Genomic DNA, 26,996 nt, shown 5'->3' with positions numbered 1-26,996 from the left:
ACAAATGAAAAAGGTGATCTTAATCGTTACACTCTTTCCATATGCTAAATTTATTTAAGCTATGTATATTCAATATCTAAACACCAAAAAATAGAATCTCGAATAATATACTCTTGTAGTTCTCGAGAATTAACTTTATTTTTATTCACTCTCACTAACTGTTTCATTAGTTTTCTTTTATCTGCGTCAGATAGTAAATTAATTTCATCCTGCAACCAGACTGAATGGAGATAATATGGACTCCACTCTTTATTATCGAACGTAATAATCCAATCCGGCATTGGTATATAATTTTTAACTTTTTTAAACTTACTCTTATATAAATTTATTGCCTCTGCAATAATAATTATAATTTCAGAGTCGAAAATATCAGTTTCATTAATATGTAAGCACATATAAAACTCTTCAAATTCATCTTTTGCCTGAGCTTCCCAACGCTTAAAAACATCAATGAAGCTTAATACGATTTCACGCTTAAACCAATTGGGGATAAAATATCGCTCAACAAAGTTAAATATTTTTCTATATTCAACTCCGTACATTCTTAAAGAATTAATATCAAGCAAATTACTATCTTTTTTCCATTCCTCAAGCTGTTTTATTCTTCTTTTCCAACCTCTGATTTTTTTTAAGTGCATAAACATCTATCTCCTCTATCTTTTCTAGTGTATACTACAATATCGTTATGTATATGACCTCCTCGTAATCTATTTTATACGAGTAATGAAGTTTGTTTTAAGCCTTTACCAAACTGGAATATTGAATTTATCCATATATAAGTCAACTTTTCTTAAAGTCTTTTTTACACTATAGGAAAGTATAAAATTTTTTGGTTTATAGTATAAGAAAAACAAAAGGCTTTCGCCATTAGACTTGGCGACAAAGTTTTTCTAACCAAAATACTTCATATCTTGGTTAACTCCTGCTCTTATATTAATTGCTACAGCTAGTATACTGGCAAAACAGAACATTTAATGTTGTTGTCTCATACATCTCCTAACTACTGCAATATTTTACTTGAGTAATATTCAGAGAACAATAATAAATATAATTTTTACCGATGCTATCTGGAAATATGGTAAACTTTTAGTTCATAGCCACTGTCTATCTATTTCCTTACCTTTGCTGCGATAGCTTCGAATTGCTTTTATCAATACTTTTAACCGCCCGCCTAACATAATACTTTATTTATACACCATAACTAAATTTTCCGTCTATACGCTCACCTCATCGTTAAGTATGGAAAGAAGGTAAGTATCGGATAAACGGTGGGATTAAACTCTGCATATATATATGAAAACCGCTTCAATTTTTTTACATTAAATTTTTAAAACAATGATGTCGAAAACGGGAAATTCCTTTCATTTTATCGTATCATAGAAAGAAGGGAGGTGTAAGTGATGGAAAAATATACAATCACGTTCATTATGACGGACGGTACTGAAATTGTTACAGAAGAAGAGCGGGAAAGCAAAAATGATTTTTTCTTTAGTTTAAAACGATATGATTCCAAGTGGTACAAAAGCAAAAATACGATCATTAATTTGGATAATGTAAATAGCATTATTTTGAAAGCGCAATCAGACGAAGAATTGGTGGACTATGAGAATGAAAAGGAGCTTAGAAATGTTGTATGGTGACGGAGCACAAATAGTGCTTCGTTTTTTTCATAAGCATAAGATAAGAAAGCATAAAATGAGGTGCTTGGGTGATAAAGAAATAACCGAATAGCCACGTCCGGCTCCATCACCCAGCAACGAGGCAACTTTAGAAATGCGCCCTATGATAGTATCACAGACAATTTGCCAGCAGTGGAGAAATTTCAAGATGAAATAATCAAACAATTTTTCAAGTGGATGAACCGCAGAAGTCAGCGTAAGTCGTTCACATGGGAGAAGTTTCGGTTGTTATTTGCGTAAATATCCACTTCCGAAACCAAAGATAAAGGTTAACATTTACGAATTAAGGGAGCATATTAGCTATATTTTGTGAAAGATGTTGGTGAGGAGCCGTGTGCGTTAATTGCGCCCGCACGGATCTGTGAGGGGAGGGGACGGAACACAATCCCAAAGGAAAGGTTCCCTCCTACTCGACCTAAAGTCTTGGCGACAAGCCAAGTTTTTCTAAATTAAAATGATTTTTGAGGAAAAAAAAGAGGTAACGAAGGATACAAATCGACAATTGCAATCATATGTACATATGATGAACAGACATTTTTAATCCTCACGTGAAGTTACATCAAATATTACTTGATTCATTCAAAGAAGAAAATTCTGTGTTCCTTGCAAAATATCATTTTCTAGAATGCTTTTCAACGAAACATTAGAAGTGTCATACGCAATTCACAATTGCCCCAACACTAACATTCTTATGGCGCTCATTTATTGTAGAATCCACTAGCCCTTATATCTAAACATTTTAACATGTATATAAAAATGGACATATGGAAAAATGTTACGATGCGTTTGATGAGTTGTAAAGGTATAAAAAAGCAGTATAGATTGATGAATACGGGTTCATTAAGTTTTGTTTATTTATGAATAAACGCAAGTTACCGTCATATTATGATTAATGGATGACAAGGAAGGAGGATATTATGTTCACACAGTATAAATATTGGGAACCTTATATAAGCCCGTATGACCCATGTAAACCCATTAAAGTGAAAAGTTATGCTACGCCACCCCAATTATATATGGGATTCCAACCGTATGGATTAAAACAATTTAGCACTCCAAAAGAAGCACTCTGTCATGGTACACTTTGGCCTCAGTTATACAGTCCCTATCCTAACCCTCATAAAGGAGGCGAGCAAGGTGAATAAGCAAATGCCTCCCGAATACTATCAACTACTCGAGGAAATCCAAGCAAACGATTTTGTTCTGGTTGAGTTAAACCTTTATTTAGACACCCATCCAAATGATTATGAAGCTATTCAACAATATAACGAACTATCTAAAAAAACGATGCAGTTAAAAATGGATTTTGAAAAACAGTTTGGACCACTCATGCATTTTGGGAAAAGTTTTTCCGACTATCCATGGAATTGGAAAGACACACCTTGGCCGTGGCAAGTGTAGTAAATAGAAAACAATATCTAATGGTTAGGGGGAAAATCAAATGTGGTATTACGAAAAAAAGCTGCAATATCCTGTAAAGGTGAGCACATGTAACCCAATGCTAGCGAAATTTCTTATTGAGCAATATGGAGGAGCAGATGGTGAACTCGCTGCGGCACTTCGTTATTTAAATCAACGTTACACGATTCCGGATAAAGTAGTAGGACTGCTCAATGATATTGGGACAGAGGAGTTTGCACATCTAGAAATGATTGCAACGATGGTTTATAAATTAACAAAAGATGCAACTCCTGAACAATTAAAGCAAGCAGGTATTGGAGAGCACTTCGTAGATCACGACAGAGCGTTGTTTTACAATAATGCAGCGGGGGTACCATTTACTGCTACTTATATTCAGGCAAAAGGAGATCCGATTGCTGATTTATATGAGGATATTGCAGCGGAAGAGAAAGCAAGGGCGACATACCAATGGATTATTGATATGTCTGATGATCCCGATTTAAATGATAGTTTGAAGTTTTTACGGGAAAGAGAAGTTGTTCACTCGCAACGTTTCAGAGAAGCTGTAGAAATATTAAAGGAAGATAGGGATGCGAAGAAAATATTTTAAAATCAAATAGTTTGAATAAATAATAGCTATGGTTGAAGAATTAATATTAGCTAGCTGTTTCAGTATGGAAACAAGAACTGTAACTGGTTTCAGTTTTACAGGAATAAATGTAAAGATCATGAAATAACGAAAGAAAACGGGCTCTTTTATTAGGTACGAAGAATGGGGCAATTTCATATAGTATGTATTGTATGTACTATGGAAAGTGGGTGAGAATTTGTTTTATCATGTAAAAGAATTACAATACCATGCTAAACCTGAACGCCCCGACCCCGTCTATGCGAAGAAACTTCAAGAAATACTTGGCGGACAGTTTGGGGAGATATCTGTTATGATGCAATACTTATTTCAAGGGTGGAGTGTCAGGGGAAACGGGAAGTACAAAGACTTGTTAATGGATACAGGAACAGAGGAAATTGCGCATGTTGAAATGATAGCTACAATGATTGCAAGGTTACTAGATGGTGCACCGGATGTTGAATTAGAGGATGCAGCGAAGGATCCTGTAATTGCTGCGATTTTAGGTGGTTCCAATCCTCAGCAAGCGATTGTTTCTGGGCTAGGCGCGATGCCTGTCGACAGTGTTGGAAACAGATGGACAGCAAGTTACATCATTGCCAGCGGAAATTTATTAGCTGATTTTAGGGCGAATCTAAACGCGGAGTCACAAGGACGGCTACAAGTCGCTCGCTTGTACGAAATGACGAATGATAGTGGTGTACGCGACATGCTATCTTGGTTATTAGCAAGGGACACCATGCATCAAAATCAATGGTATGCCGCAATTTGTGAGTTGGAAGAGAAGGAGAATATCGTTGTACCAAGTACTTTTCCTAGAGAATTAGAAAAGCAACAAGTATCCTATACGTTGTTTAATTTTTCTCAAGGAGATGCGAGTGCCAAAGGAAGGTGGGCTCATGGAAGAAGTATGGATGGCTACGGATACTTTAATTATGTCGACAAACCAATTGCATTCGGTTCAGTTCCCCATCTAAAGCCAGCGCCAAAGTATATTTATAATACACCTTTATGGGCATTACGCACCTCGGATGATCCACCTGATCCACATACAATATAATTCGTAAATAGATAAAAAATATAACAGCGCTATACCCTTAAAAAAGGTAGTGCTGTTTGTTTTATGAGTAGGAATGGCCGCATACATTAAAAACTGCCGTTTGGCAGTTTTTAATGTATACTACGGTATAATCCAATAACCTTTCCTAAAATGGTCACGTTATCGTAAATGAGAGGCTCCATTGTTGCGTTTTCCGGTTGCAAGCGTATATGATCTTTTTCTTTAAAGAATCGTTTCACAGTTGCCTCATTTTCTGCTGTCATGGCAACAACAATATCACTGTTTTGCGCAGTGTTCTGCTGTTTAACAATCACCATATCGCCATCCAGAATCCCGGCTTCAATCATACTTTCTCCTTCAATTACTAAAACAAATAAATTATCATCAGGCCCAGCACTGTTTGCCGGTAATGGAATAAATTCTTCAATGTTCTCCACCGCTGTGATCGGCAAACCAGCAGTAACTTTTCCTATTACAGGTGCATAGCGAGCTTCTTCTTTTGGAATAGGGTTATCTTCTGCAAAATCCAAAATTTCAATGGCTCTAGGCTTGGTAGGGTCTCTTCTTATATATCCTTTGTCTTCAATTCTTGCTAAATGACCATGAACGGTTGAACTAGATGCTAACCCCACAGCCTTTGCAATTTCTCTCACAGATGGCGGATAACCTTTCTGCATTACTTCATCTTTTATATAATCTAAAATCATTTGTTGCCTTTTGGAAAGTTTAGACATGAATCTATCACCTCGCACATAAGATTAATTATCCTTAGTTTACCATTAGATAAAACGTTACGCAAACATTCGTTCGAAAAACGCTTGACAAGATCATATGTTCGCGTATAATGAAATTATACAAGCGAACAAAAGTTCTATTTCACGAAGGAGGGCTATTGGATGTTTCAAAAACTGACAAAAACAGATGTATTCTATCTTGTAGCTTTTGCATTAACATTAGGTTTCTTATATTATTCTATTGTAATGAGTTAATCATATAGAAGGAGTAAAAATTGTGAAAGCAGTAATTTACTGTCGGGTAAGCACTGATAAAAAAATACAAGAAACATCATTGGTTAGACAAAAGCAGGAACTGATGAAACTAGCAGCTGACTATCAATTTACGATTGTAAAATGTATCCAGGAACAGGAAAGTGGATATACGATAGATCGTGATGGGATTTTTCAATTACTTGAGCTATTTTCCGAAAAAAAGGCAGAATGTTTATTAATTCAAGATGAAACGCGTTTAGGGAGAGGAAATACAAAAATCGCTCTTTTTCATCAGTTACACAAATTACATATTCCTATATATACTACTTACCATGGTGGTGAATTGGAATTATCCGAGGCAGACTCCATGGTGTTGCAAATCGTCGGAATTGTAGAGGAATATCAGCGGAAAATACATAATATAAAAATAAAACGAGGAATGAACAAAGCCATTGCAGAAGGATATGATCCAAGCGTAAATCTATCCAATCGGCATAAAGCTCCGGGGAGAGAAAGAAAAAAATTCCCGATCGAAGAAGTGATAAGGCTTCGTCAAAACGGCTTAACATTTGCAGAAATTGCTGTTACGTTAAACGGGCTAGGCTATACTGTATCCAAAGCCACTGTTCACAGAAGGTATCAGGAACACCAAAAAGAACTGAATTAACTGTTATTTATTAAAAATCCAAGTGGCTTTAGTCATGTAGTTGAATCCGCGGATGACATATATTAAATGAAATAGAGTTAATTACCTCTATGAAAGAATGGAAGACCTCTGGTTCAAAAAGTAAAAGGCATCAATGAGCATGAATAAAGTTAAGAGCACGGGATTACAATGCGTCAAAACTTGTCAGACTCGACTCAGACAAGTTTTTTGCACTTGTCTTTTTTCTGTGTTAGTGTAAATAAATCCAAGCCATAAAAGTATCTATTTTATCACGACGAAATCTATTGTAAAATAAAACGAAATAGATATATATTTATGATGCATTGGAAAATAAGAGAATTAGCAATTTGCATTTAGGGAGGTAAAGTAATGCTCTCAAAAAATAAAATAGAACGAATCAATCAGCTTGCAAGAAAATCAAAAGCGGATGGTCTTACTATTTCCGAACAAAATGAACAGAAACAACTGCGACAGGAATATTTACAAGGTGTAAGACATTCTTTTAAGAATCAGTTTAAAACGATGAAAGTAGTAGATCCTGATGGAAATGATGTGACACCAAAAAAAGTAAAAGATTTACAGAAGAAGAACAAAAATTAGCGAATGAGCCTATTTTGTTATAAGTGCATGGTTTCACTTGTGGCAAAGTAGGTTTCATTATAGAATGGAGATAGTTATGATTTACGAAAGGGGCTAACTTTAATATGGCAAGTACGATCGAACAACAATCTATTAATACAATTAGAACATTATCTATTGATGCTATTGAACACGCAAATTCTGGACATCCTGGGCTTCCGATGGGCGCAGCGCCAATGGCCTATACGTTGTGGACAGACTTTATGAACCATAACCCGAAGCATTCGAAATGGTTTAACCGGGATCGGTTTGTTTTGTCTGCAGGACATGGATCTATGTTATTATATAGCTTGCTTCATTTATCAGGATATGACGTATCTATAGATGATTTAAAATCATTCCGTCAATGGGGTTCAAAAACGCCAGGCCATCCTGAAGTTCATCATACTGATGGGGTAGAGGCAACGACTGGTCCTTTGGGACAAGGTATCGGTATGGCTGTCGGTATGGCTATGGCAGAAGCTCATTTAGCTGCTAAATTTAATCAAGCGGATTTATCGATTGTCGATCATTACACATATGCGTTAGTTAGTGATGGCGATTTAATGGAAGGAATTTCTCATGAAGCTGCTTCTCTAGCAGGGCATTTAGGTTTAGGAAAACTGATTGCGCTTTACGATTCCAACGATATTTCCTTAGATGGTGATTTAAACCGTTCTTTCTCTGAGGATATTGAACAACGCTTTACAGCTTATGGATGGCAAGTTCTAACGGTGAAAGATGGCAATAATGTTGATGCAATCAGACAAGCAATTAAGGTAGCCCAAGAAAACCACGAACAACCTACCTTAATTGAAGTGAAAACGATAATCGGATACGGTTCACCAAATAAATCTGCTTCTGCGGCTTCTCACGGTGCTCCTTTAGGAGAAGATGAGGTTAAGCTGACAAAAGAATTTTATAAGTGGACACATGAAGATTTTTATGTACCTGAAGAAGTATATGCGGATTTTAATCAAAAAATTGTTCAAAAGGGTGCCGTGGCTGAAGAAAAGTGGAATCAGCAATTAGCAATGTATAAAGAAAGATATCCAGAACTGGCTGAGGAGTTTGAGCTTGCGCTTCATGGTAAACTTCCAGTTGATTGGGATAAGGAATTGCCAGTCTTTGAACCAGAGCAGGATACACTAGCAACGAGAGCGTCCTCCGGGAAAGTATTAAATGCGATCGCTAAAACTGTTCCAAATTTCTTTGGAGGTAGTGCTGACTTAGCTGGTTCCAATAAAACAACCATGAACGATGAAGGTGATTTCTCAAAGGATAACTATGCGGGTCGTAATATTTGGTTTGGTGTACGTGAACATGCAATGGGAGCTGCTTTAAATGGGATGGCATTACACGGAGGGTTACACGTGTTTGCGGGTACTTTCTTTGTGTTTAGTGATTACTTACGCCCATCCATTCGCCTTGCTTCCATTATGAATACACCAGTTACCTATGTATTTACACATGATTCAATAGCAGTAGGAGAAGATGGACCAACCCATGAACCAATTGAACAATTGGCTTCGTTAAGGGCAATGCCTGGGTTATCGGTTATTCGACCTGCTGATGGAAATGAAACTCAAGCTGCTTGGCGTTTGGCTTTAGAGTCAACAGATACACCAACTGCTCTTGTATTAAGCAGACAAAATTTACCAACGTTACCAGGTACAAAAGAACATGCATATGAAGGTGTTAAAAAAGGCGCTTATATTATAAGTGAGGCAGGGAAGGAAACACCTGACGTGATTCTTTTAGCAACAGGGTCTGAAGTTCAATTAGCTGTTCGGGCGCAAGCAGAACTAAAAGAAAAAGGCATCGAAGCGCGTGTTGTTAGCATGCCTTCATGGGATCGTTTTAAAGCCCAAGATAAGAGCTATCAAGAACAAATTCTACCATCAGCTATTAAAAAACGTGTTGCTATTGAAATGGCTTCTCCATTCGGTTGGGAAAGATATGTTGGTGAACACGGAAAAGTTATCGGAATAGAAACATTCGGAGCCTCTGCAAAAGGCGAGAAAGTAATGGAAGAATATGGTTTTACAGTCGAGAATGTTATTAAGCACGTAGAATCACTCTTACATTAAACACCGAGAGAAAGATCTAGCCAATAGGTCTTTCTCTTTTTCATTTAATTCGGCATAGCCAGACAAAAGAAGTGGTTGTTTGCTTTATAATCTGACAGTATTTTTAATAGCAAATACGTATAATAGGTGTATCTTAAAAAATATACGAGCAGTAGCACAATTAGTGGGAATAGGGAGGATTACCTATGTACACGTATTCTATTTATCATTTAACAGAAGAAGTAGCCATGTATTATTTTCATAAAAGCAGTATCTTATATCGATTTTTAAGAGAATTTGAGTCGTTGCCTTATCGTGCAGATTTGCGCAGACAATTCGAATATATTACAGATCGTATTTGTTATGATCAAATTTTGTTATCCATCCAACGTCACGAATCCACAAACTTATTTGTAAATATAGACAAGGATAAGGTTAGCTTATATAATAGAAAGGCGTTTATTTCTTTACATATTAGTGAAAAACAATTAAAATTTCATTGTAAAACGTTAGAAAGCGCAGAAGAACTGTTATTTCCTATCTTGCGTAGTTACCATCCTTTGCTTTTTGTTGTTGGTGACAATATCAAAAATTTTGGATGGATAACTCCCCTTTTGGAATACAGTCGATTAGAACAAAACGAAGTATTGTATTCCTAACATGGATTTACTATACTGTATAAGAGACAACACGAAGGAGGAAAGCTATACATGGACACAATCTGGGTCGTATTAATCGCTGTGGCAGCGTTAATTATTGGTGTTGCTCTTGGATTTTTTCTTGCGAGAAAATATATGATGAACTATATGAAAAAGAACCCACCAATTAATGAGCAAATGCTACGTACCTTAATGATGCAAATGGGTCAAAAACCATCCCAAAAGAAAATTAATCAAATGATGCGTGCAATGAACAACCAGTCTGGAAAATAGGCACTTATGCATATATTAATAAGGTTAATAGCTTGCAAGTGAACACCCCTTACTACAAAATAGTAAGGGGTGATTCTATAGGTGCAAGTAATTAAATTTGGTAGCAAAGTACGTTCTATGAAATAAGTGTACAAAATTTCCGGTCTATCGGTTTTTCAGACTTCTACTTACGGAAATAGATGCATTATGCTGTTTCTACCTATCAGCTAAGCTTAGAACCATTTTGATCACGCTCTTATAATCTGGACTCATGTAAAGCGTTTTCGTTTTATTGTCAAAATTGGTCATAGACTTACTAGACTTGTTTGGTACAATAGCATTGAATACAAAGGGGGTATACCATTGTCTGAGATAAATGTATTTATTGCTTTCGGAGCTGGCTTTCTTTCCTTTATATCTCCCTGTGTACTACCACTATATCCTGCATTTTTATCGTACATTACTGGGATGAGTGTAAGCGAATTAACCGAAGACAATAAAATGCTAAATGCCAAAAGCATTTTACATACGATTTTCTTCTTACTCGGGTTTTCTGCTGTGTTTATTATGTTGGGGTTTTTGAGTTCTGGTATATCTAAATTTTTGCTTATATACCAAGATGTCATTAGACAAATCGGTGCTGTCGTTATTGTGTTTTTTGGCTTGGTTATTGTTGGCGTATTGAATTTTGATTTTTTAATGAAAGATCGGAAAATCAATTTTAAAAATCGCCCCGTCGGCTTTTTTGGTACATTTATAATCGGGTTAGCATTCTCATTAGGCTGGACACCTTGTACAGGTCCGATTTTAGGCATCGTATTATCCTTGGCTGCAACGGAACCAAATACAGGAATGATTATGATGATAGGGTATATTCTCGGCTTCTCAGTACCTTTCTTCGTATTATCATTCTTTATAGGTAAGTTAAAGTGGATTAAAAAACATAGCTTAAAATTGGTCAAAATTGGTGGCTATATTATGATTTTTATGGGAATCGCACTATTTTTCGACTGGATGACGGCTCTAACGTCTTATTTAGCAGGTTTATTTGGTTTTTATGGCTTCTAATGGATTTTTACCCTATATTATATTAAAATAAATATTATAACTGCTATTAAAGGGGCAATACACATGTATAAAACGAATGATCTTATATTACGAACCACTGCATCTTTGATTGCCTTCATTTTGTTAGGTTTTGCAGTGTATTTATTATTGGCGGGACATAATTCACCAGGTGGTGGATTTGTGGGTGGACTCATGACTTCTGGTGCTATCCTATTAATGAATATGGCTTACGGGTTAGAAGTAGTAAGGAAAGTGCTACCAATCAATTTTGTGAATTTAATTCCAATTGGTTTGGCGGTTGCGATTGGTACAAGTGTGGGCTCATTTTTGTTTCAACAGCCTTTCCTATCACAAACCTATGGTTATTTTAAATTCCCTATATTGGGCGAAATTGAATTAGCTACCGCAATGCTATTTGATTTAGGAGTATACTTAACTGTAGTCGGGGTAATGATGACGATTATTTTATCAATTGCTAATGATACGGAGTAACAAGGGGGAAAAAGAATGGCCAAAATACTTGTGGTCGATGATGCTAAATTTTTGCGTACCGCGCTCGCGACAATCTTAAGAAAGAAAAATCATGAAATTGTCGGAGAAGCTGAGAACGGTAAAGAAGCAGTACGACTATATCAAGAATTAGAGCCAGATATTGTAACAATGGATATAACGATGCCTGTAATGAACGGTATTGATGCTACGAAAAAAATTATCGATATTGATCCAAATGCTTCTGTTATTATGTGTTCAGCAATGGGACAGCAAAAGGTGGTTGTTGAAGCGATTGAACTAGGAGCTAAGGATTTCATTGTAAAGCCGTTTGACGAAAATCGTATTTATGACGCCATTGATCGGGTATTACATTTAAAATTTTAGTTAAGATCGATGAAGAGTAATTTTGTTACATTCAAGTGTTTCATGATAATTGAGTTACCCAACAAACTATTTAGAAATGCTTGACCTATTATGCTGTTCAATCCTCCTTGTTAAACGCATATAAGCAGATAATTTGGTGATGGGAGAAAGTGGGTTACAAATGTTTTGGTTCATTGCAAGTACAGTCGGGGCAGCTATTATGGCTACTTCGATGATATTTCTTCGATTAAAAGCAGCAAAAAAACCTGCTTCAGTTAAAAAAATCATTTTACCACCACTTTTTATGAGTACAGGAGCTTTTATGTTTTTATTTCCTGTGTTCCAAATTAGCTGGTATCAAGTGATAGAAGCGTTTAGTGTCGGCGTAATATGCTCCATCTTTTTGATTAAGACATCTAAGTTTCAAATAAGGGATCAGGCGATCTATTTAATACCGTCAAAAGCATTTGCTTTTATATTGTTTGGATTATTACTATTCCGTATCGTCATTAAGCTTGTCATAGGAAGTCATATATCTCTAGGAGAAACAAGTGGCATGTTCTTTCTGTTGGCGTTTGGGATGATACTTACTTGGCGATTAGCCATGCTTTATAAATATTTACAGCTAGCGAAACAATTAAACAGCACTTATAATAAAAATACGAGTTTGTGAAAAGCGTTAGACTATTTGCCTAACGCTTTCTGTATGTGCGCCAGGCATTGCGCACATGAGAACAGGCCCTCTTCCTTAGAAGGCCTAAAGTATAAAAAAAGTGATTAGTATAGTCTTATTAATTCTTTAAATCCATTAAATGCATTTTTACCGAAATCATCACTATATTGATTTATATGTTTTTGAATTTCATCAAGATGTTCATGGAGAAAAGAATGTATTTCAGTAGTATCTGCTACATTATATATTTCATGAAGAAAATCTATAGTTTCTCCAATAAGAAAGCTATTATTAAGTTTTAATATAACTGAACATATTTTTGGTATAGCATTAAATGCTTCTTCCGCTGAAAGGCCCTCAGTAAGTTCTTCAAAAGACTCTCTGAAATACCACTCATTTTGATCAAGTTCCGCTTCCCAATTTTCAAAGATATTTAGTAGTTTTTGTTCCACGATGTTAACCACCTTTAATTTGAAATCATCAAATTTCTTAGTCTTCTTATTATAATTGAAGTGGATTGTAATTGTTTTACTACCTTAGCTTAATACGGGATAAAATGGAGTGAGCTATTTCTGTCTCACCCCATCATTTGACTTAAAATCCTATTTATTTACAGAGCAGATAGTTGCGGAGTTAAAAAATTCATCCCGTATATAAGGTGCTGTAAGAATTTCGCTTCAGGGGTTGGATAATCTGTACTGCAACAAGTCTAAGCGGGAGATAGCAGCACCTAAATACCCTATTTCGTGAGAGGCCTTTAGGTCATCATACCCTTATGGTACTAACAAGCCGTCGGGAATGAATGAAATCCACCACTGATGGAAGATTCACTTTATAGAGATAAAGAGTTTCTGTTATGATTGATGTTTTTGCTTCCAATCAGCATCATAATCATTTTTTGATTGTTGAAAGAAGTGCTCATAAGGAGTCGTATCAATCTTTTTTTGCGCTAATTTTTTCCGTAAAAATTTGTGGTCACGTTTAGGTGTGGCAATAATATATCCTTCAATTAATATATCACGAGTAATCCTCTGTTTGTTTTTTGCTAAAGCGACTTCGCCAATTTTACCTACTATCTTATGCTTTGCTACATCACGGAATAGCTCCGGAACAGGGGATACTAACTCATCCAATAGTTCTTTTTCTTCGTCTCCCCACATATGCTTCGTTTCGTTCACATAATAGGTTTCCCAGTCCATAGTAGACTTCCCGTCTTCCTTAGGTAATCGCTTAAGAAATTTTCGAAACATGAAGTATCCACCAATAGCCATAATAGCAATCATAAAAAAACCCCAAAAAATAATTAAGTAATTAACAAGAACCGACATAATATCACCTTTTTCTCCCCTTTTTACCAAAATTTCGTAATAATTTGACAAAATATTTAACTATTTAATTTATTTTTTCATGTACTTATAGTAAGATTACTAATAATTGGATGTTTAAGGCGCAGTTAACTTCATTATAAGATGAAAAATATTTTCAAACAAGCGTCATACTATCAGAGGCGAGCACATATATCTGTATAAAGAAAGGATTTGTTGATATTTGCAAAACGAGGGGGAAATATGATGAGGTACGAAAAAGAGACAGGAAATACAGATAAATCTATCCATTTAGCTGAAATGCAACAAGAACAAAGGAAAAATTTACAATTATCTTCACTGCCAGCATCTATGCTTACATGGATAGAAGAGAACTGCCATGATATTATTTCTGTTATAGATGAAGACGGTTTGTTTATTTATATTTCTAAATCTGTCGAGCGTATCCTTGGTTATCAACCATCACAGTTAATTGGAAAGCCATGGTATAAAGTTATTTCTTCAGAAGATATCGATTATATAAAGGAAAGTTGTAATCCTGATCCATTAATGAAACTCTTTTACCAATTGAATGTAATCAATAGTGATGGAAAGTCTATTTGGTCTTCTTGTACTTTAACGAAGCTCAAAGATAGTAAAACAGGTAGAACTTTTTATATTTCCATTGTTGCAGATATACGAGATAAAAAAGAAGTAGAAGAAATCATGATTCAGTCAGAAAAAATGTCCGTAGCTGGTCAACTGGCTGCAGGTATTGCTCATGAGATTCGGAACCCCTTAACATCTTTAAAAGGTTTCTTGCAGTTACTTCAGGCTGGTGTGAGAAAAGAAGAATATTACAATATTATGATTGAAGAAATAGAAAAGATGGAGACTATTACATCAGAGTTACTATTTATTTCCAAGCCGTTAACAGAAACCAAACAACTGGAATCGATTGAATCCATGATACATGATGTCATTGTACTACTAAGACCGCAAGCAAAAATGAAAAGTATTCATATTGAATATAATGGATCAGGAAAAGAAAAAATTTATTGTGATCGTTCTCAAATTAAACAAGTATTAATTAACTTAATTAAAAATGCAATTGAAGCGATGGACCAAGGAGGAACCATTCGTATTTTTACCAGCTCTTCCGATTCTCATATAGATGTTAGCATCATCGATGAAGGACCTGGAATACCTCAAGATATAATACATAAATTAGGAGAACCATTTTTCACTACTAAGCAGAGCGGTACAGGCCTAGGCCTTATGATAACAAAACAAATCTTAGAAAGACATCAAGCCTTTTTAGAGATGAAGGCAAATGAACAGATCGGTAGCACGTTTCGGATTATCTTTCCAGTTCCAGCTTAGTTTTCATGAAAATAAAAAAGTGCCAGAGCCTATTGTTTGGTGAATTCGTTATGCGTATAAATGGCTCATTGCAATAATATTTTTTTGTATAAGTATTTCTTATCACTTCGCATAACTTTTTACTATAACCGTTGTAGGGGTGAATGGTTTGTTTTATCATGAATTTTCTTATAAGATAGAGACAGTGAGAGGTTTTATACTGTTAAAGTAATAACAAATGCCGTGTTTTTTAATACGGTGAGCATGAAGAGAGGGGTACACACATGGGGAAGAGCAATTTTGTGAATACGAAAAAACAATTTGAACTTAATGGGAAAACGTACAATTACTATGAATTAAAAGCTTTAGAAGAAACCGGATTAGGCAATATATCCCGGCTACCATTTTCAATCCGTGTACTTTTGGAATCGCTGGTTCGTCAGCATGACGGTCATCAAATTAAGGATGAGCATGTAGAGAGATTAGCAAAATGGGGAACGAAAGAAGGCAAGGGAGTGGATGTTCCATTCAAACCTTCCCGTGTTATTTTACAAGACTTCACAGGGGTTCCAGCAGTTGTTGACCTTGCTTCTTTAAGAAAAGCAATGGTAGATATGGGAGGAAAACCAGACGAAATTAATCCTGAAGTACCAGTGGACTTGGTAATTGACCACTCTGTGCAGGTGGATCAATATGGGACACCAAATGCCTTAAAGGCAAATATGGAATTAGAGTTTGAACGAAATGCGGAACGTTATGAATTTTTAAACTGGGCACAAAAGGCATTTAATAATTATCGCGCAGTTCCACCAGCAACCGGAATTGTTCACCAGGTAAACTTGGAATATATAGCAAATGTTGTTCACGGTTTAGAAAACGAAGATGGAGAATATGATGCATTTCCAGACACATTAGTGGGAACGGATTCACACACAACCATGATTAACGGACTTGGTGTATTAGGCTGGGGTGTTGGAGGAATCGAAGCGGAAGCAGGTATGCTTGGACAACCATCTTACTTCCCTGCACCTGATGTAATTGGCGTGAAATTTACTGGCAGTTTTCCGAATGGAACAACAGCAACTGACTTAGCACTAAAAGTAACGCAAGTACTGCGTGAAAAAAATGTAGTAGGTAAATTTGTCGAATATTTTGGTCCAGGATTAAAAGATATGCCGCTTGCAGACCGAGCAACCATTTCTAATATGGCACCGGAATATGGTGCTACTTGTGGGTTCTTCCCTGTTGACAAAGAATCACTAAGTTATTTAAAGCTTACAGGCAGATCGCAAGAGCAAATCGATCTTGTTGAAAAATATTGCAAATTAAATAATCTATGGTATTCACCGGATCAAGAAGATCCAAAGTATACAGAGGTCGTAGAAATTAATTTGTCCGAACTTGAACCAAACTTGTCAGGACCAAAGCGCCCACAAGATTTAATTGCACTATCTAATATGAAGAAGGAATTTAATAAAGCAATTACAGCACCAGCTGGAAATCAAGGGTTTGGGCTGGATAAGTCAGAATTCAACAAAGAAGCTGTTATTGAGCATCCGAATGGGAATACTTCTGTCATGAAAACGGGAGCGCTTGCGATTGCTGCAATTACATCTTGTACCAATACGTCAAACCCTTACGTTATGCTAGGAGCAGGGCTACTTGCGAAAAATGCAGTCGAAAAAGGTTTAGAAGTGCCAGATTACGTAAAAACATCCCTTGCACCTGGTTCAAAAGTTGTTACTCGTTATTTGGAAGACGCTGGCCTGACGCCATATCTTGACAAACTAGGCTTTAATCTAGTTGGTTACGGATGTACCACTTGTATTGGTAACTCAGGACCTTTACGTGAAGAAATTGAGCAGGCCATTATCGATCATGATTTGACAGTAGCTTCTGTGCTTTCTGGAAACCGTAACTTTGAAGGACGTATACATCCATTAGTTAAAGCCAACTATTTAGCTTCACCGCCTTTAGTTGTCGCTTATGCGCTTGCAGGGACCGTCGATATTGATTTGACAAAAGATGCTTTAGGTACAGATAAAAATGGTAATCCTGTGTATATGAATGATATCTGGCCTTCTATGGAAGAAATTAAACAGCAAGTAGAAACAGTGGTTCAACCAGAAATCTTCCGCAAAGAATATGAAGACGTATTTACTTCTAATGAACGTTGGAATCAAATCGATACAACGGATGAGCCACTATTTGAGTGGGATAGCGAATCTACGTATATTCAAAACCCTCCGTTCTTTGAAGGTTTATCAAAAGAAGCTGGTTCGGTCGTACCATTACAGAATCTGCGTGTTATTGGAAAATTCGGTGACTCTGTAACAACTGACCATATTTCTCCAGCAGGTGCGATTGCTAAAGATATGCCTGCGGGAAGGTATTTACAAGATAAAGGTGTGTCGCCACGTAACTTTAACTCCTATGGTTCTCGTCGCGGAAATCACGAAGTTATGATGCGTGGAACGTTTGCGAATATTCGTATTCGTAATTTAATTGCACCAGGAACAGAAGGTGGATATACAACATACTGGCCGACGGAAGAAGTAATGCCTATTTATGATGCTGCAATGAAGTATCAGCAAGATGATACCGGTCTTATGGTTATTGCAGGCAAAGACTATGGGATGGGATCTTCACGTGACTGGGCTGCAAAAGGTACCAATTTATTAGGTATTAAGACGGTTATTGCTGAAAGCTTTGAGAGAATTCACCGTTCTAACTTAGTGATGATGGGAGTTCTTCCGTTACAATTTAAGCAGGGCGAAAGTGCCGATAAGCTTGGTTTAACTGGGAAAGAAACCTATCATGTCGAAGTAAACGAAGAAGTAAAACCGCATGATTTAGTTAAAGTAACAGCAGTTGACGAAGCAGGTAAACAAACAGAATTTGAAGCTGTTGCCCGTTTCGACAGCGATGTGGAAATTGATTATTACCGTCATGGCGGTATCTTACAAATGGTGTTACGTAATAAACTAGGCGTTATATAAAAACGCCAAAAAAAGATCTCTGTCTTATTTGTGACAGAGGTCTTTTTTATAAGATAAAGAATGTATAAAATGAGGTGCTTGAGGATAACGAAATAACCGAATAGGCCAAGCTAAGCTTTTCTTACTTCTGTTAATCCTATATAATTTAATCTTTTCCAAGCTGTATCCATGACAATTTTCTAACATGGATAACTGTTTACTTTACATTTGCTATACAATTAATCTACGATGAAAGAAGATCGCTAAGAAAAAAGCTGTTAGCAAGCAATAAGAGGAAATACAATGATCTAGAGGGAGCAGATCAAACATGAAAGAGCAAGGGGATATTTTATGGTTAAGAGAATAGTAGGTGTTTTGCTTATTATCGTATTAGCTGGTGGAGTACTGTTTAATTACGTTCAGCAAAGAAAAGAGTCAGAATCAACTACAGCAAATGAGTATAATGTAACAGGTGATACAGATGCCAAAGGAGGAATGATTTCTTCTGTCCAAGAAACTCATGAAATTGGTGATACCGCACCAGATTTTGAGTTAAATACGTTGCGTGGAGAAAAACTACAACTCTCCAAATTAAGAGGAAAAAAGGTAATCTTAAATTTTTGGGCAACGTGGTGTCCGCCATGTCGCGAGGAAATGCCTGAGATGCAAAAATTTAATGACGACTTTAAGGAAGAAGTAGAGATTGTAGCTGTCAACTTAACAGAATCGGAAAATAAAGAAGCAAATGTAGCTGAATACATTGATAAGTATCAATATACGTATCCAATTCCCTTGGATAAAAAAGCCAAAGTCCGAAGTGCATATACGATTATTGCTGTACCTACCACTTATTTTATTAATCAAGAAGGAAAGATAACTAAAATACATCCTGGCCCAATGGATTACGATTTTATGAAAGAAACAGTTAAATCCATGTGAAAAGTAGGATGATTTAAGCTAATTTAAAGCAAGAGGAAGCAACTGTACAATTTGCAGGAAATGTTTTATCCATCTTAGCGCTATCTGCTGACTTTTTAGTTCAGACAGATAGCTTTTTATAATATATGCTGCTTCAACGTTCAGAAATGAGGTCAGTTGGACAAAACATCCAAGTACTCGATATTCTTAGTGAACCAGGAGCTGGAACTTACCTAGCCATTATCGTTTATTTAGGCTTCTTTGTATCTACTCGGGCTCCTGAAGTGAGTTTTACGGGCTCTTGCATCGGAATGAAAATTCTTTTTCCCTAGTCCCTCGTAGGTAAAATAAGCTGATAAATTAGCTTTGAATTATTATTTCAATTAATTACGAAATCCTATACAAAAGTAACGTATAGAATAATGAAGGAATGGGTATCCTGCTTCTTAAAAGGAGGAGATGACCATTTCTCTAAAAAAAGGCAGAACATTTGATGAATTGGTACAAGAAAATCGGCAATCTATTTTAGCAGATAAACGGCTGATGGAAAAGATAGAGGAAAAGCTAGAAGCAAAAAGGAAACATATACAAAGGAAAAATGCATAATGAGAAGCGTAACCGCAAGTAGAAAATGGAACGGTTACGCTTGTTTTTTGCAATTGGAAAAATGCATGAAACAGCTGTTTTTAAGAACAGTAAATGGTATAGATTTTTATCATCTTGGAAAACTAGAAACGCAATACAAAATGAATGAAAGGAGTTATTGCCATGTCAGATCGATATCAACCAAAGCCTGATGATCGCAGTGATAATGTCGAAAAATTACAAGAAATGGTGCAGGATACGATCCAAAACATTGAAAAAGCACATGAAACCATGCAATTTTCTTCAGGCGAAGAAAAAGAAGCTATCAAGGAAAAGAATAAGCGAAGAGAACAAGCTATTGAAGGTATGCGACAAGAAATTAAAGATGAGTACGAAAATCAACACTAATGCTTTCGTTAACCCTCTTAGATACGAACTGTATTGCAGAGGGTTAATACGCTTTTAATTGTCTGTAAAAGCTGTAAGAGGAAGGAATTCCAAAAATATGTTAAGCTAAAAAGAGGAAAATAGTTTTATATAGGAGGAATCCTTCATTGCCAAAAATCAAAACACCAATTGAAGTACGTTATCAAGAAACCGATCAGATGGGGGTAGTATATCATGCAAACTATTTAGTCTGGTTTGAAATTGGCAGAACTAAATTTATTGAATCTCTTGGCTTGGAATATACAGAAATGGAATCACACCAAATTGTATCCCCTGTTACTAACGCACAAATCCAATTTAAAAAGCCAATTCGTTATGGTGAACAAGTAACTGTAGTAACATGGTTGGAAGCTTATAATGGGATTCGCACGGTATATGGCTATCATATTCTAAACGGGAAAGAAGAGATTGCTGTTAGTGGAACAACCGAGCATGTTATCGTCAATAAGGAGACCTTTCGTCCTTTATCATTAAAAAAGACTTTTCCAGATTGGCACCAAGCCTATAAGAATCAATTAGAAGGGGAGAAAGAACGTGGCATTCGGCATTAGCCGTAAAGAATTGACGGCCTGGAAACAAAAGGTCAAAGCAGGAGAAGTCGCTTTTTTAACGCATTTCTGGTTGGATGATCGATTCCCGGATTGTAATACTGTTACGAAAGCAGGCTGTATCGACATTCAGAAATTAGTTCTTTGGGGGAAAAACTATGACTTACCACCTGAATGGATTGATCAAAAGGATGGGCTTCCTCATTTTGATTTGTTTGGAGAAAAACAAAAATACATATTGGAACAAGAAGGCGAGTGGCAGCAAATAGAACGATTTCAATTATAAAGTGTATCTTCAACAGTGGTTTTTATCCATCAGATGAGTAAAGAACAGAACGCGGCAGACTACCAATTATATGCGGGTATAAGTCTTGGAATGTTACTTACTTCACTAAATCACCGTCTTATATGCCTGAAAGATAATGTAAAAAGAGCTTAAAACTAAGCTCTTTTTACTTGTATAGGAAGCTATAAAATGAGGTACTTGTGGATAACAAATAACCGAATAGCCATGTCCGGCGCATGAGCCCAGCAACGATGCGACTTTAGAAATGCGCCCTCCGATAAGGCATCATCGGTTCGTTGCAAAGAGGAAGGCCGACTAAAAACGGGCTTGCCGCTAGACGTCGGCATACCCCTGTTTTTAGTGGCATGATTCCTAAATCTTTAGTTGATTCGTTCCATTCGCTACGTTGCTAAACGGGCGCTAGCGCCTTTGTTCATAAGCTATTTCTGGTTCTTGTTTTTTTCTGCTAAACTTAATTTTTAAATCGTTGTCTTCAAAATACCATGCATCTTTTTCTTCTACATAGAAAGTGATATTTTCTACTTCTTTGGAAGCATGAACTTCTACTGGTTCATCTTTACTGACACCTAGAGAAAACCCTGGAATATTTCCTCCAAACCCTCCATATCTGACGAAAAAACGGATATATGTCTCATTTTTTTCTAGATCCAACTCATTTTTATACCATTTCGCTGCTTCTTTACTTACTTGTATGTCCATGGTGACAGCTCCTTTTCATTTCTTATTCTTGTCAGGTACCAGATCAATACCGCCAGGATGAAAGGGATGGCATTTACTAATCCGTTTTATTGTTAAATACGTGCCTTTCAAAGCGCCAAATCGCTTATAAGCTTCGAGCCCATATTCCGAGCAAGTTGGATAAAAGCGGCAACTGGGTGGTTTAAATGGGCTAATAGCAGCACGATAAAATTTAATTAAACCAATGAAGATATTCTTCATAGAACCCCTTCTTTATTTTACACTTCTTTCGTTTTATCATAAGTTACTGCAGCAATAGCATCATGCATATGGATGGACTCCTCGTTTTGGCAGGTTACTTTAAATTTTGTAATAAAGGAAGTCTCATATAAATCAGCAGCTATTAATCGAACCATATCTTCAACAAAACGTGGATTTTCATACGCTTGCTCCGTTACCATTTTTTCATCCGTTCGTTTCAAAATAGGATGTAATCTTGCACTGGCATTGCTTTCTGCTGCTTCCAGCAATACTTTTTTCCAATCAAGGTCTGCCTCCTGATAATCTTCACTAACACTTATTTCCATTATAACATTTCCACGCTGGTTATGAGCACTATATTCGCTTATTTCTTTAGAACAAGGGCATAGCGTTGTAATAGCTGCCGATAACGATAAATAAATACAAAAGCCTTTTAATTCGTGATATTCTATACGAATACCGGCATCAGCATGATTTAGACCGGTAAGACCAGTATCCGGGGCTTGTCTTTCAAAAAACCAAGGAAAGTTCACTTCTAACGCTGCGTCTTGTTGTTCCACACGCTTGGCAATTTCTTTGGTAAACTTTTTTAAAACATCTAGTTCAGTAGAAAAACCGTTTTTTTGGTAATTTGCCAATTGCTCCATGAACCGACTCATGTTTGTTCCTTTATTCGTTTGTTTTAAGCTGGAAGTAAACGTGAATTCACCGATACTTGTTTGTGTATACGGTGCTATTGAACTATATATCATAATAGGGTTTTTTACCTTTGTTACCCCAACCGCATCTAGATCAAATAAAAAATCTTTTTTGGTATTCTGTAAATCCGCCATATGCATTTTATCAACAGGTTTTGTTCGCGGGGCTGGCTTTACAGAACCAAATAATTGATGGCGCTTTTCTTTCGAAGGTAATTGTTTAATCGGAAAAGCTTTTGTTTGATGACCCATCATATTGCCCCCTTTCTCTATACTTTTAAAGTATACGTTACGAAGAAATGATAATCAATTTATAGGTTTTACCCTAATTTTAATGGTTATCGAGAAAAGTCTAGGCGGGGTTATCATAGCTCCTATATTCCATGTCAGCAAAAGATCTACAACGAGGATGGAACAAACGCGTTTTTATCCAGAATGTAAATGCCGTAAGCCACCGCTTTTTGAGCCTGCGGATAGAAAATGTCTAAGTGAAAGGCAACGGCATCTACATCCTCGATTCATTCGGTTTTTTAAATGTAAACCGGCATTGTAGCGGGAAAAGGAGAGCTATATCAGCGACCCATTAAGAAAAATAAATAACTCCATACGGTAATCTATTTCGCTTTCCCTTAGGGAGGGCGACTGGTGAGCGTCCTCGCTAACACAGTGTCTAGACTTACCGATACTTTTTCACACTTTTATTTTCTACGTGTAGTTCCGAAGCTAAATTAGTGGCATTATCGTTTGATTATGTCCCAACTTTTGACTTAAACTACAAATACCACAATTACATCCAAGTTATTTTGGGCTCTGTTTTGTTTTTTATTCGTTTCAAATTTTCCCGGTGTCTATAGATCACAAAAACCGTTAGTAAAGAGGTAATAATAATGAGCCCTGTATCTTGAAATATAAACGAAAGAATGACAGTGACGATACCAGTTATCATGGATGAGAGCGAGACATATTTAGAAATATACAAACTAATAATGAATGTCGATATCATCAAAATAAACAATAATGGATTAATGCCAAGAATGATTCCTCCTGAAGTCGCCACTGCCTTTCCACCTTTCATCCTGGCAAAAATTGGATAAGTGTGGCCTACAACAGCGAATAACCCGATAACAAGACGATGAACATCTGCATCAAATAATAATGGAATAAGCGTTGCAAGAGTACCTTTTAAAATATCTGCTAAAGTAACCATGATTCCAGCTTTTATACCTAACACACGAAAGGTATTCGTTGCTCCAAGATTACCGCTGCCATGCTGGCGTACATCTTTATTATAGCCAACCTTACCAACAATAAGGGCTGATGGAATTGATCCGAGTAAATAGGCTATAAGGGCAAATACAATATATTCCATACTTTTTCCCTACTTTCCACATAATGAGATATGTATTTCTACAAAAATAATATCAAAACTTTAGTGAACCGAGCGAAGCAATAATTGATTTTAAGGCTGCTGTTTTTCTATTGCCTAAAAGAATTGCCATCATCGATATTCATTGCACTTGCACTACAAAATAAAAAGGATGCTGTTCTTTATTTTAGCATGAAGTTTGTAATTTAAGAACCTATAAATCAGTGTTATGTTTGTTAGAGACTTATAAAGGGTATATCATAAACGTTCATAAATAGCTAAAAAATATCTTAGGAGAAAAATACAAACCGTTTTAGGGATCAAACAAGGAGGCCTGTTATGATTGAATTTAACCGAGTTCATAAAACATATCAAGATGGAACAGAAGCTGTAAAAGATATTTCTTTTTGCGTTCAAAAAGGGGAATTTGTTACTTTAATCGGACCAAGCGGTTGCGGTAAAACAACTACGATAAAAATGGTCAATCGTCTCATGGAACCGACATCGGGTGACATATACATAAAAGGGGAAAATATTACTGCTTTCCCTGTTGATCAATTGCGATGGAATATTGGTTATGTGCTTCAGGAAATTGCGTTATTTCCACACATGACCATAGAAGAAAATATTGCTGTTGTCCCTGAATTGAAAAAATGGAAGCGACAAAAAATTCGTAAGCGGACAGCTGATTTATTAGAAATGGTTGGACTCGATCCAGCTACATATAAGAAAAAGCTGCCAAGAGAGCTTTCAGGGGGACAGCAACAGCGTATTGGAGTGATTCGGGCTTTGGCAGGGGACCCAGATATTATTTTAATGGACGAACCATTTAGCGCATTAGATCCGATAAGCAGACAGCAATTACAAGCAGATATTCAAGCATTGCAACAAGAAGTGAAAAAGACCATTCTATTTGTCACCCATGATATAAAAGAAGCGTTGGCATTAGGTGATCGTGTATGCTTAATGAATGACGGAGAAATTGTTCAATTGGACACTCCGGAAAACCTTGCGCGTTATCCAGAAACCTCATTCGTAAAAGAATTCATTGGGAAAGATAAGTCTCCTTGGGAAACACCTGTTGAAGCTATTACTGTTTCGGCACAGAGCTACGTTTTACAACAAGATGCCTTTGAACAAGGGGACTATTATTCTGACCAAGTGTATATCATACAGGATGAGTATAACAACTATGTTGGAATAGCAACGAACGGTACGATAACGGAAGGAATCTATCTACGACATGACCTTCCTTTAGCTGAGGTGGTTGAAGTTACAGAAGGAAAAGGACAGGAATTCTTTCCTGTATTAAAAGATGACAGACTTGTCGGTGTCATCCACTATCGCGACATAATTATATATTTAAAGACTAAGTCTCATTTAACAGGAGGCTTAGACAATGAATGATTTTATAACGGTATTTCAAAATCGACAAGGAATGCTCGCTGAAACCATTTGGGAGCATTTACAAATATCGCTTATTTCATTAATTATTGCAATTGTAATTGCTGTTCCTTTAGGACTGACCTTAACGAGATACCCAAGGGTAGCTGAACCAATCATCGGTCTTACTGCTGTATTACAAACGATTCCAAGTCTGGCGGTATTGGCCTTTCTGATCCCTTTTTTTGGTATTGGAACTTTACCAGCTGTTATTGCTTTAACTGCTTATGGATTATTACCGATTTTGCGAAATAGCTATACAGGAATTAAGGAGGTTGACCAAGCTTATATTGAAGCAGCAACGGGAATGGGCATGAATTCATTGAAACGGTTAATAAAGGTCGAATTACCAATTGCGATGCCCGTGATGATGGCGGGTGTTCGAACGTCTATGGTATTGATAGTTGGTACAACGACATTAGCAGCTTTAATTGGTGCAGGTGGTTTAGGTGAAATCATTTTATTAGGGTTAGACCGTGGTGCTGATGTTAATCTTATTTTATTAGGAGCTATACCTGCCGCTTTGCTCGCCATCGTTTTAGATGTTATTTTACGAGGGTTCGAACGTATTTCCAAAAAAGCTGGCGTTAAATCCTTGTTAGCAATGTTGCTTATTGCTGTACTCATTGTTGTAACACCGTTTATCATTCAATCAGATAAGCAAGAAGATATCGTTATTGGAGGAAAATTAGGCTCCGAGCCGGCTATTTTAATGAATATGTATAAGCAATTAATTGAAGCAGAAACGGATTTAAATGTTCAATTAAAGCCGAACTTAGGAAAAACAGCATTTGTATTCAATGCATTAGAACAAGGAAACATTGATATTTATCCGGAATTTAGTGGAACCGCTATTGTTACCCATCTAGAAGAAAATGCAATTAGCCAAAAGGAACGTGAGGTGTATCAACAAGCAAAAGAGGGAATGAAAAAACAGTTTGATATGGCATATTTAACGCCAATGGACTATAATAATACGTACACTGTAGCAACGACCAAAGAAATGGCTGAACGGTATAACTTGAAAACGGTTGGGGATTTAAACCAAGTGGAAGAACAGCTGACAGCAGGGTTTACATTAGAATTCAAGGATAGATACGATGGTTATGTTGGAATGCAGGACGTATATGACTTGAATATTTCGAATGTAAATACGATGGATCCTGGACTTAGACAAAAAGCCCTTGCATCAGGGGAAGTGGATGTGATTGACGCATACGCAACAGATAGTTATATGGAAGAGCTTGATTTAGTCGCTTTAGAAGATACAAAGAATTTATTTCCACCATATCAAGGTGCGCCACTATTGCGCAATGAAACACTGGAAGCATATCCTGAGCTAGAAGGGATATTGAACCAGCTTGGTGGAAAAATAACGGATGAGCAAATGAGGAAAATGAATTATCTTGTAGATTATGAGGATCAATCTCCAGAAAAGGTAGCAAGAGAGTTTCTAATGGAACAAGGGTTGCTTGAATAACAA

Annotated in this window: 31 protein-coding genes; 23 read left to right on the top strand and 8 right to left on the bottom strand. The window is 36.5% G+C overall.

Features of this window, described 5'->3' with window-relative positions; all coding sequences use genetic code 11:
* Positions 1-59: 59 nt before the first annotated feature.
* Positions 60-638: a hypothetical protein gene (locus tag KBP50_RS09300; RefSeq protein ID WP_050352831.1), complete on the bottom strand. Its 579-nt coding sequence runs from the start codon at positions 636-638 to the stop codon at positions 60-62.
* A 762-nt stretch (positions 639-1,400) separates the two neighbouring features.
* Here KBP50_RS09300 and KBP50_RS09295 point away from each other — a divergent pair.
* The 5 genes from KBP50_RS09295 to KBP50_RS09275 all read left to right on the top strand — a co-directional run bounded on the left by KBP50_RS09295 (position 1,401) and on the right by KBP50_RS09275 (position 4,768).
* A complete protein-coding gene (locus KBP50_RS09295) occupies positions 1,401-1,640 on the top strand; it encodes a hypothetical protein (RefSeq protein WP_050352832.1) in 240 nt (79 codons plus the stop codon).
* A 956-nt stretch (positions 1,641-2,596) separates the two neighbouring features.
* A complete protein-coding gene (locus KBP50_RS09290; protein ID WP_050352833.1) occupies positions 2,597-2,824 on the top strand; it encodes a spore coat associated protein CotJA in 228 nt (75 codons plus the stop codon).
* A 4-nt stretch (positions 2,825-2,828) separates the two neighbouring features.
* Complete coding sequence (locus tag KBP50_RS09285) at positions 2,829-3,080, top strand: spore coat protein CotJB (RefSeq protein ID WP_050353537.1); 252 nt, start codon at positions 2,829-2,831, stop codon at positions 3,078-3,080.
* A gap of 40 nt (positions 3,081-3,120) precedes the next feature.
* On the top strand, positions 3,121-3,690 hold the full coding sequence (locus KBP50_RS09280) for a manganese catalase family protein (RefSeq protein ID WP_050352834.1): 570 nt from the start codon (positions 3,121-3,123) through the stop codon (positions 3,688-3,690).
* Between the two features lie 217 nt (positions 3,691-3,907).
* Positions 3,908-4,768, top strand: coding sequence for a manganese catalase (locus KBP50_RS09275; RefSeq protein ID WP_050352835.1), 861 nt, complete (start codon positions 3,908-3,910; stop codon positions 4,766-4,768).
* Between the two features lie 110 nt (positions 4,769-4,878).
* On the opposite strand, the gene lexA is transcribed toward KBP50_RS09275, so the two are convergent.
* A complete protein-coding gene (gene lexA / locus KBP50_RS09270; RefSeq protein WP_050352836.1) occupies positions 4,879-5,502 on the bottom strand; it encodes a transcriptional repressor LexA in 624 nt (207 codons plus the stop codon).
* Positions 5,503-5,779: 277 nt separating this feature from the next.
* On the opposite strand from lexA, the gene KBP50_RS09265 reads away from it, so the two are divergent.
* The 9 genes from KBP50_RS09265 (at position 5,780) to KBP50_RS09225 (ending at position 12,618) form a co-directional block, all read left to right on the top strand.
* Entirely contained in the window at positions 5,780-6,424 is a 645-nt protein-coding gene (locus KBP50_RS09265; protein WP_050352837.1) for a YneB family resolvase-like protein, read from the top strand.
* A gap of 369 nt (positions 6,425-6,793) precedes the next feature.
* The gene (locus KBP50_RS09260; RefSeq protein WP_050352838.1) at positions 6,794-7,024 is read left to right on the top strand and encodes a DUF896 domain-containing protein; all 231 of its coding nucleotides are present in this window, start codon (positions 6,794-6,796) and stop codon (positions 7,022-7,024) included.
* A 104-nt stretch (positions 7,025-7,128) separates the two neighbouring features.
* A complete protein-coding gene (tkt, locus tag KBP50_RS09255; protein WP_050352839.1) occupies positions 7,129-9,132 on the top strand; it encodes a transketolase in 2,004 nt (667 codons plus the stop codon).
* 185 nt (positions 9,133-9,317) lie between these two features.
* Positions 9,318-9,770 carry a sporulation inhibitor of replication protein SirA gene (gene sirA, locus KBP50_RS09250; protein ID WP_050352840.1) on the top strand — a complete coding sequence of 151 codons (453 nt, stop codon included), beginning with the start codon at positions 9,318-9,320 and terminating at the stop codon, positions 9,768-9,770.
* Positions 9,771-9,821: 51 nt separating this feature from the next.
* Entirely contained in the window at positions 9,822-10,043 is a 222-nt protein-coding gene (locus KBP50_RS09245; RefSeq protein ID WP_050352841.1) for a YneF family protein, read from the top strand.
* A 342-nt stretch (positions 10,044-10,385) separates the two neighbouring features.
* On the top strand, positions 10,386-11,090 hold the full coding sequence (locus tag KBP50_RS09240; protein ID WP_050352842.1) for a cytochrome c biogenesis CcdA family protein: 705 nt from the start codon (positions 10,386-10,388) through the stop codon (positions 11,088-11,090).
* A gap of 63 nt (positions 11,091-11,153) precedes the next feature.
* Positions 11,154-11,582: a Na(+)/H(+) antiporter subunit B gene (locus tag KBP50_RS09235; RefSeq protein ID WP_050352843.1), complete on the top strand. Its 429-nt coding sequence runs from the start codon at positions 11,154-11,156 to the stop codon at positions 11,580-11,582.
* A gap of 15 nt (positions 11,583-11,597) precedes the next feature.
* The gene (locus KBP50_RS09230; protein ID WP_050352844.1) at positions 11,598-11,966 is read left to right on the top strand and encodes a response regulator; all 369 of its coding nucleotides are present in this window, start codon (positions 11,598-11,600) and stop codon (positions 11,964-11,966) included.
* Positions 11,967-12,126: 160 nt separating this feature from the next.
* Positions 12,127-12,618, top strand: coding sequence for a CcdC family protein (locus KBP50_RS09225; RefSeq protein ID WP_050353538.1), 492 nt, complete (start codon positions 12,127-12,129; stop codon positions 12,616-12,618).
* Positions 12,619-12,722: 104 nt separating this feature from the next.
* Here the strand turns inward: KBP50_RS09225 and KBP50_RS09220 are convergent, their stop codons facing one another.
* Both KBP50_RS09220 and KBP50_RS09215 read right to left on the bottom strand, forming a co-directional pair.
* Positions 12,723-13,070, bottom strand: coding sequence for a hypothetical protein (locus KBP50_RS09220; RefSeq protein WP_050352845.1), 348 nt, complete (start codon positions 13,068-13,070; stop codon positions 12,723-12,725).
* A gap of 402 nt (positions 13,071-13,472) precedes the next feature.
* Positions 13,473-13,946 (bottom strand): DUF2621 domain-containing protein, encoded by a 474-nt coding sequence (locus KBP50_RS09215; protein WP_050352846.1) that lies wholly within the window; start codon positions 13,944-13,946, stop codon positions 13,473-13,475.
* 243 nt (positions 13,947-14,189) lie between these two features.
* Here KBP50_RS09215 and KBP50_RS09210 point away from each other — a divergent pair, with 243 nt between their 5' ends.
* The 7 genes from KBP50_RS09210 to KBP50_RS09180 all read left to right on the top strand — a co-directional run bounded on the left by KBP50_RS09210 (position 14,190) and on the right by KBP50_RS09180 (position 21,046).
* The gene (locus KBP50_RS09210) at positions 14,190-15,305 is read left to right on the top strand and encodes an ATP-binding protein (RefSeq protein ID WP_050352847.1); all 1,116 of its coding nucleotides are present in this window, start codon (positions 14,190-14,192) and stop codon (positions 15,303-15,305) included.
* A gap of 263 nt (positions 15,306-15,568) precedes the next feature.
* A complete protein-coding gene (acnA, locus tag KBP50_RS09205; protein WP_050352848.1) occupies positions 15,569-18,283 on the top strand; it encodes an aconitate hydratase AcnA in 2,715 nt (904 codons plus the stop codon).
* Between the two features lie 330 nt (positions 18,284-18,613).
* On the top strand, positions 18,614-19,201 hold the full coding sequence (locus tag KBP50_RS09200) for a redoxin domain-containing protein (protein WP_050352849.1): 588 nt from the start codon (positions 18,614-18,616) through the stop codon (positions 19,199-19,201).
* A 438-nt stretch (positions 19,202-19,639) separates the two neighbouring features.
* The gene (locus KBP50_RS09195) at positions 19,640-19,786 is read left to right on the top strand and encodes an FbpB family small basic protein (RefSeq protein ID WP_072742313.1); all 147 of its coding nucleotides are present in this window, start codon (positions 19,640-19,642) and stop codon (positions 19,784-19,786) included.
* A 162-nt stretch (positions 19,787-19,948) separates the two neighbouring features.
* Entirely contained in the window at positions 19,949-20,173 is a 225-nt protein-coding gene (tlp, locus tag KBP50_RS09190) for a small acid-soluble spore protein Tlp (RefSeq protein ID WP_050352850.1), read from the top strand.
* A 146-nt stretch (positions 20,174-20,319) separates the two neighbouring features.
* Positions 20,320-20,763: an acyl-CoA thioesterase gene (locus KBP50_RS09185; RefSeq protein ID WP_076361892.1), complete on the top strand. Its 444-nt coding sequence runs from the start codon at positions 20,320-20,322 to the stop codon at positions 20,761-20,763.
* Entirely contained in the window at positions 20,747-21,046 is a 300-nt protein-coding gene (locus tag KBP50_RS09180) for a hypothetical protein (RefSeq protein ID WP_050352851.1), read from the top strand. Before KBP50_RS09185 ends, KBP50_RS09180 begins: the two co-directional genes overlap by 17 nt.
* Before the next feature lie 420 nt (positions 21,047-21,466).
* Here KBP50_RS09180 and KBP50_RS09175 read toward each other — a convergent pair whose 3' ends face one another.
* The 4 genes from KBP50_RS09175 to plsY form a co-directional block, all read right to left on the bottom strand.
* A complete protein-coding gene (locus KBP50_RS09175) occupies positions 21,467-21,766 on the bottom strand; it encodes a HesB/YadR/YfhF family protein (protein ID WP_050352852.1) in 300 nt (99 codons plus the stop codon).
* A 15-nt stretch (positions 21,767-21,781) separates the two neighbouring features.
* Entirely contained in the window at positions 21,782-22,006 is a 225-nt protein-coding gene (gene yidD, locus KBP50_RS09170) for a membrane protein insertion efficiency factor YidD (RefSeq protein WP_050352853.1), read from the bottom strand.
* 17 nt (positions 22,007-22,023) lie between these two features.
* Positions 22,024-22,956 (bottom strand): GTP cyclohydrolase FolE2, encoded by a 933-nt coding sequence (gene folE2, locus KBP50_RS09165; RefSeq protein ID WP_050352854.1) that lies wholly within the window; start codon positions 22,954-22,956, stop codon positions 22,024-22,026.
* 535 nt (positions 22,957-23,491) lie between these two features.
* Entirely contained in the window at positions 23,492-24,073 is a 582-nt protein-coding gene (gene plsY / locus KBP50_RS09160; protein ID WP_050352855.1) for a glycerol-3-phosphate 1-O-acyltransferase PlsY, read from the bottom strand.
* Positions 24,074-24,409: 336 nt separating this feature from the next.
* On the opposite strand from plsY, the gene KBP50_RS09155 reads away from it, so the two are divergent.
* Together KBP50_RS09155 and KBP50_RS09150 are read left to right on the top strand one after the other, a co-directional pair.
* Complete coding sequence (locus KBP50_RS09155; protein ID WP_050352856.1) at positions 24,410-25,477, top strand: ABC transporter ATP-binding protein; 1,068 nt, start codon at positions 24,410-24,412, stop codon at positions 25,475-25,477.
* A complete protein-coding gene (locus KBP50_RS09150; RefSeq protein ID WP_050352857.1) occupies positions 25,470-26,993 on the top strand; it encodes an ABC transporter permease/substrate-binding protein in 1,524 nt (507 codons plus the stop codon). The genes KBP50_RS09155 and KBP50_RS09150 overlap by 8 nt, the downstream gene beginning before the upstream one ends.
* Positions 26,994-26,996 lie beyond the last annotated feature (3 nt).

The sequence above is a fragment of the Virgibacillus pantothenticus genome (genome assembly GCF_018075365.1).
Lineage (GTDB): Bacteria > Bacillota > Bacilli > Bacillales > Amphibacillaceae > Virgibacillus > Virgibacillus pantothenticus.
Note: the sequence above shows the minus strand (reverse complement) of the source record. Positions and strands in the feature narration are given on the sequence as shown.

Excerpts from the sequence above, each read along its gene's own strand:
- KBP50_RS09295 (WP_050352832.1), top strand. The coding sequence starts at position 1,401 with ATGGAAAAATATACAATCACGTTCATTATGACGGACGGTACTGAAATT.
- KBP50_RS09175 (WP_050352852.1), bottom strand. The coding sequence starts at position 21,766 with ATGGACATACAAGTAAGTAAAGAAGCAGCGAAATGGTATAAAAATGAG.
- tlp (WP_050352850.1), top strand. The coding sequence starts at position 19,949 with ATGTCAGATCGATATCAACCAAAGCCTGATGATCGCAGTGATAATGTC.
- KBP50_RS09260 (WP_050352838.1), top strand. The coding sequence starts at position 6,794 with ATGCTCTCAAAAAATAAAATAGAACGAATCAATCAGCTTGCAAGAAAA.
- acnA (WP_050352848.1), top strand. The coding sequence starts at position 15,569 with ATGGGGAAGAGCAATTTTGTGAATACGAAAAAACAATTTGAACTTAAT.
- KBP50_RS09245 (WP_050352841.1), top strand. The coding sequence starts at position 9,822 with ATGGACACAATCTGGGTCGTATTAATCGCTGTGGCAGCGTTAATTATT.
- sirA (WP_050352840.1), top strand. The coding sequence starts at position 9,318 with ATGTACACGTATTCTATTTATCATTTAACAGAAGAAGTAGCCATGTAT.
- KBP50_RS09290 (WP_050352833.1), top strand. The coding sequence starts at position 2,597 with ATGTTCACACAGTATAAATATTGGGAACCTTATATAAGCCCGTATGAC.
- plsY (WP_050352855.1), bottom strand. The coding sequence starts at position 24,073 with ATGGAATATATTGTATTTGCCCTTATAGCCTATTTACTCGGATCAATT.
- lexA (WP_050352836.1), bottom strand. The coding sequence starts at position 5,502 with ATGTCTAAACTTTCCAAAAGGCAACAAATGATTTTAGATTATATAAAA.
- KBP50_RS09150 (WP_050352857.1), top strand. The coding sequence starts at position 25,470 with ATGAATGATTTTATAACGGTATTTCAAAATCGACAAGGAATGCTCGCT.
- KBP50_RS09300 (WP_050352831.1), bottom strand. The coding sequence starts at position 638 with ATGCACTTAAAAAAAATCAGAGGTTGGAAAAGAAGAATAAAACAGCTT.
- KBP50_RS09285 (WP_050353537.1), top strand. The coding sequence starts at position 2,829 with ATGCCTCCCGAATACTATCAACTACTCGAGGAAATCCAAGCAAACGAT.
- KBP50_RS09215 (WP_050352846.1), bottom strand. The coding sequence starts at position 13,946 with ATGTCGGTTCTTGTTAATTACTTAATTATTTTTTGGGGTTTTTTTATG.
- KBP50_RS09210 (WP_050352847.1), top strand. The coding sequence starts at position 14,190 with ATGAGGTACGAAAAAGAGACAGGAAATACAGATAAATCTATCCATTTA.
- KBP50_RS09195 (WP_072742313.1), top strand. The coding sequence starts at position 19,640 with ATGACCATTTCTCTAAAAAAAGGCAGAACATTTGATGAATTGGTACAA.
- KBP50_RS09230 (WP_050352844.1), top strand. The coding sequence starts at position 11,598 with ATGGCCAAAATACTTGTGGTCGATGATGCTAAATTTTTGCGTACCGCG.
- KBP50_RS09200 (WP_050352849.1), top strand. The coding sequence starts at position 18,614 with ATGGTTAAGAGAATAGTAGGTGTTTTGCTTATTATCGTATTAGCTGGT.
- KBP50_RS09225 (WP_050353538.1), top strand. The coding sequence starts at position 12,127 with ATGTTTTGGTTCATTGCAAGTACAGTCGGGGCAGCTATTATGGCTACT.
- KBP50_RS09155 (WP_050352856.1), top strand. The coding sequence starts at position 24,410 with ATGATTGAATTTAACCGAGTTCATAAAACATATCAAGATGGAACAGAA.
- yidD (WP_050352853.1), bottom strand. The coding sequence starts at position 22,006 with ATGAAGAATATCTTCATTGGTTTAATTAAATTTTATCGTGCTGCTATT.
- KBP50_RS09235 (WP_050352843.1), top strand. The coding sequence starts at position 11,154 with ATGTATAAAACGAATGATCTTATATTACGAACCACTGCATCTTTGATT.
- KBP50_RS09280 (WP_050352834.1), top strand. The coding sequence starts at position 3,121 with ATGTGGTATTACGAAAAAAAGCTGCAATATCCTGTAAAGGTGAGCACA.
- folE2 (WP_050352854.1), bottom strand. The coding sequence starts at position 22,956 with ATGGGTCATCAAACAAAAGCTTTTCCGATTAAACAATTACCTTCGAAA.
- tkt (WP_050352839.1), top strand. The coding sequence starts at position 7,129 with ATGGCAAGTACGATCGAACAACAATCTATTAATACAATTAGAACATTA.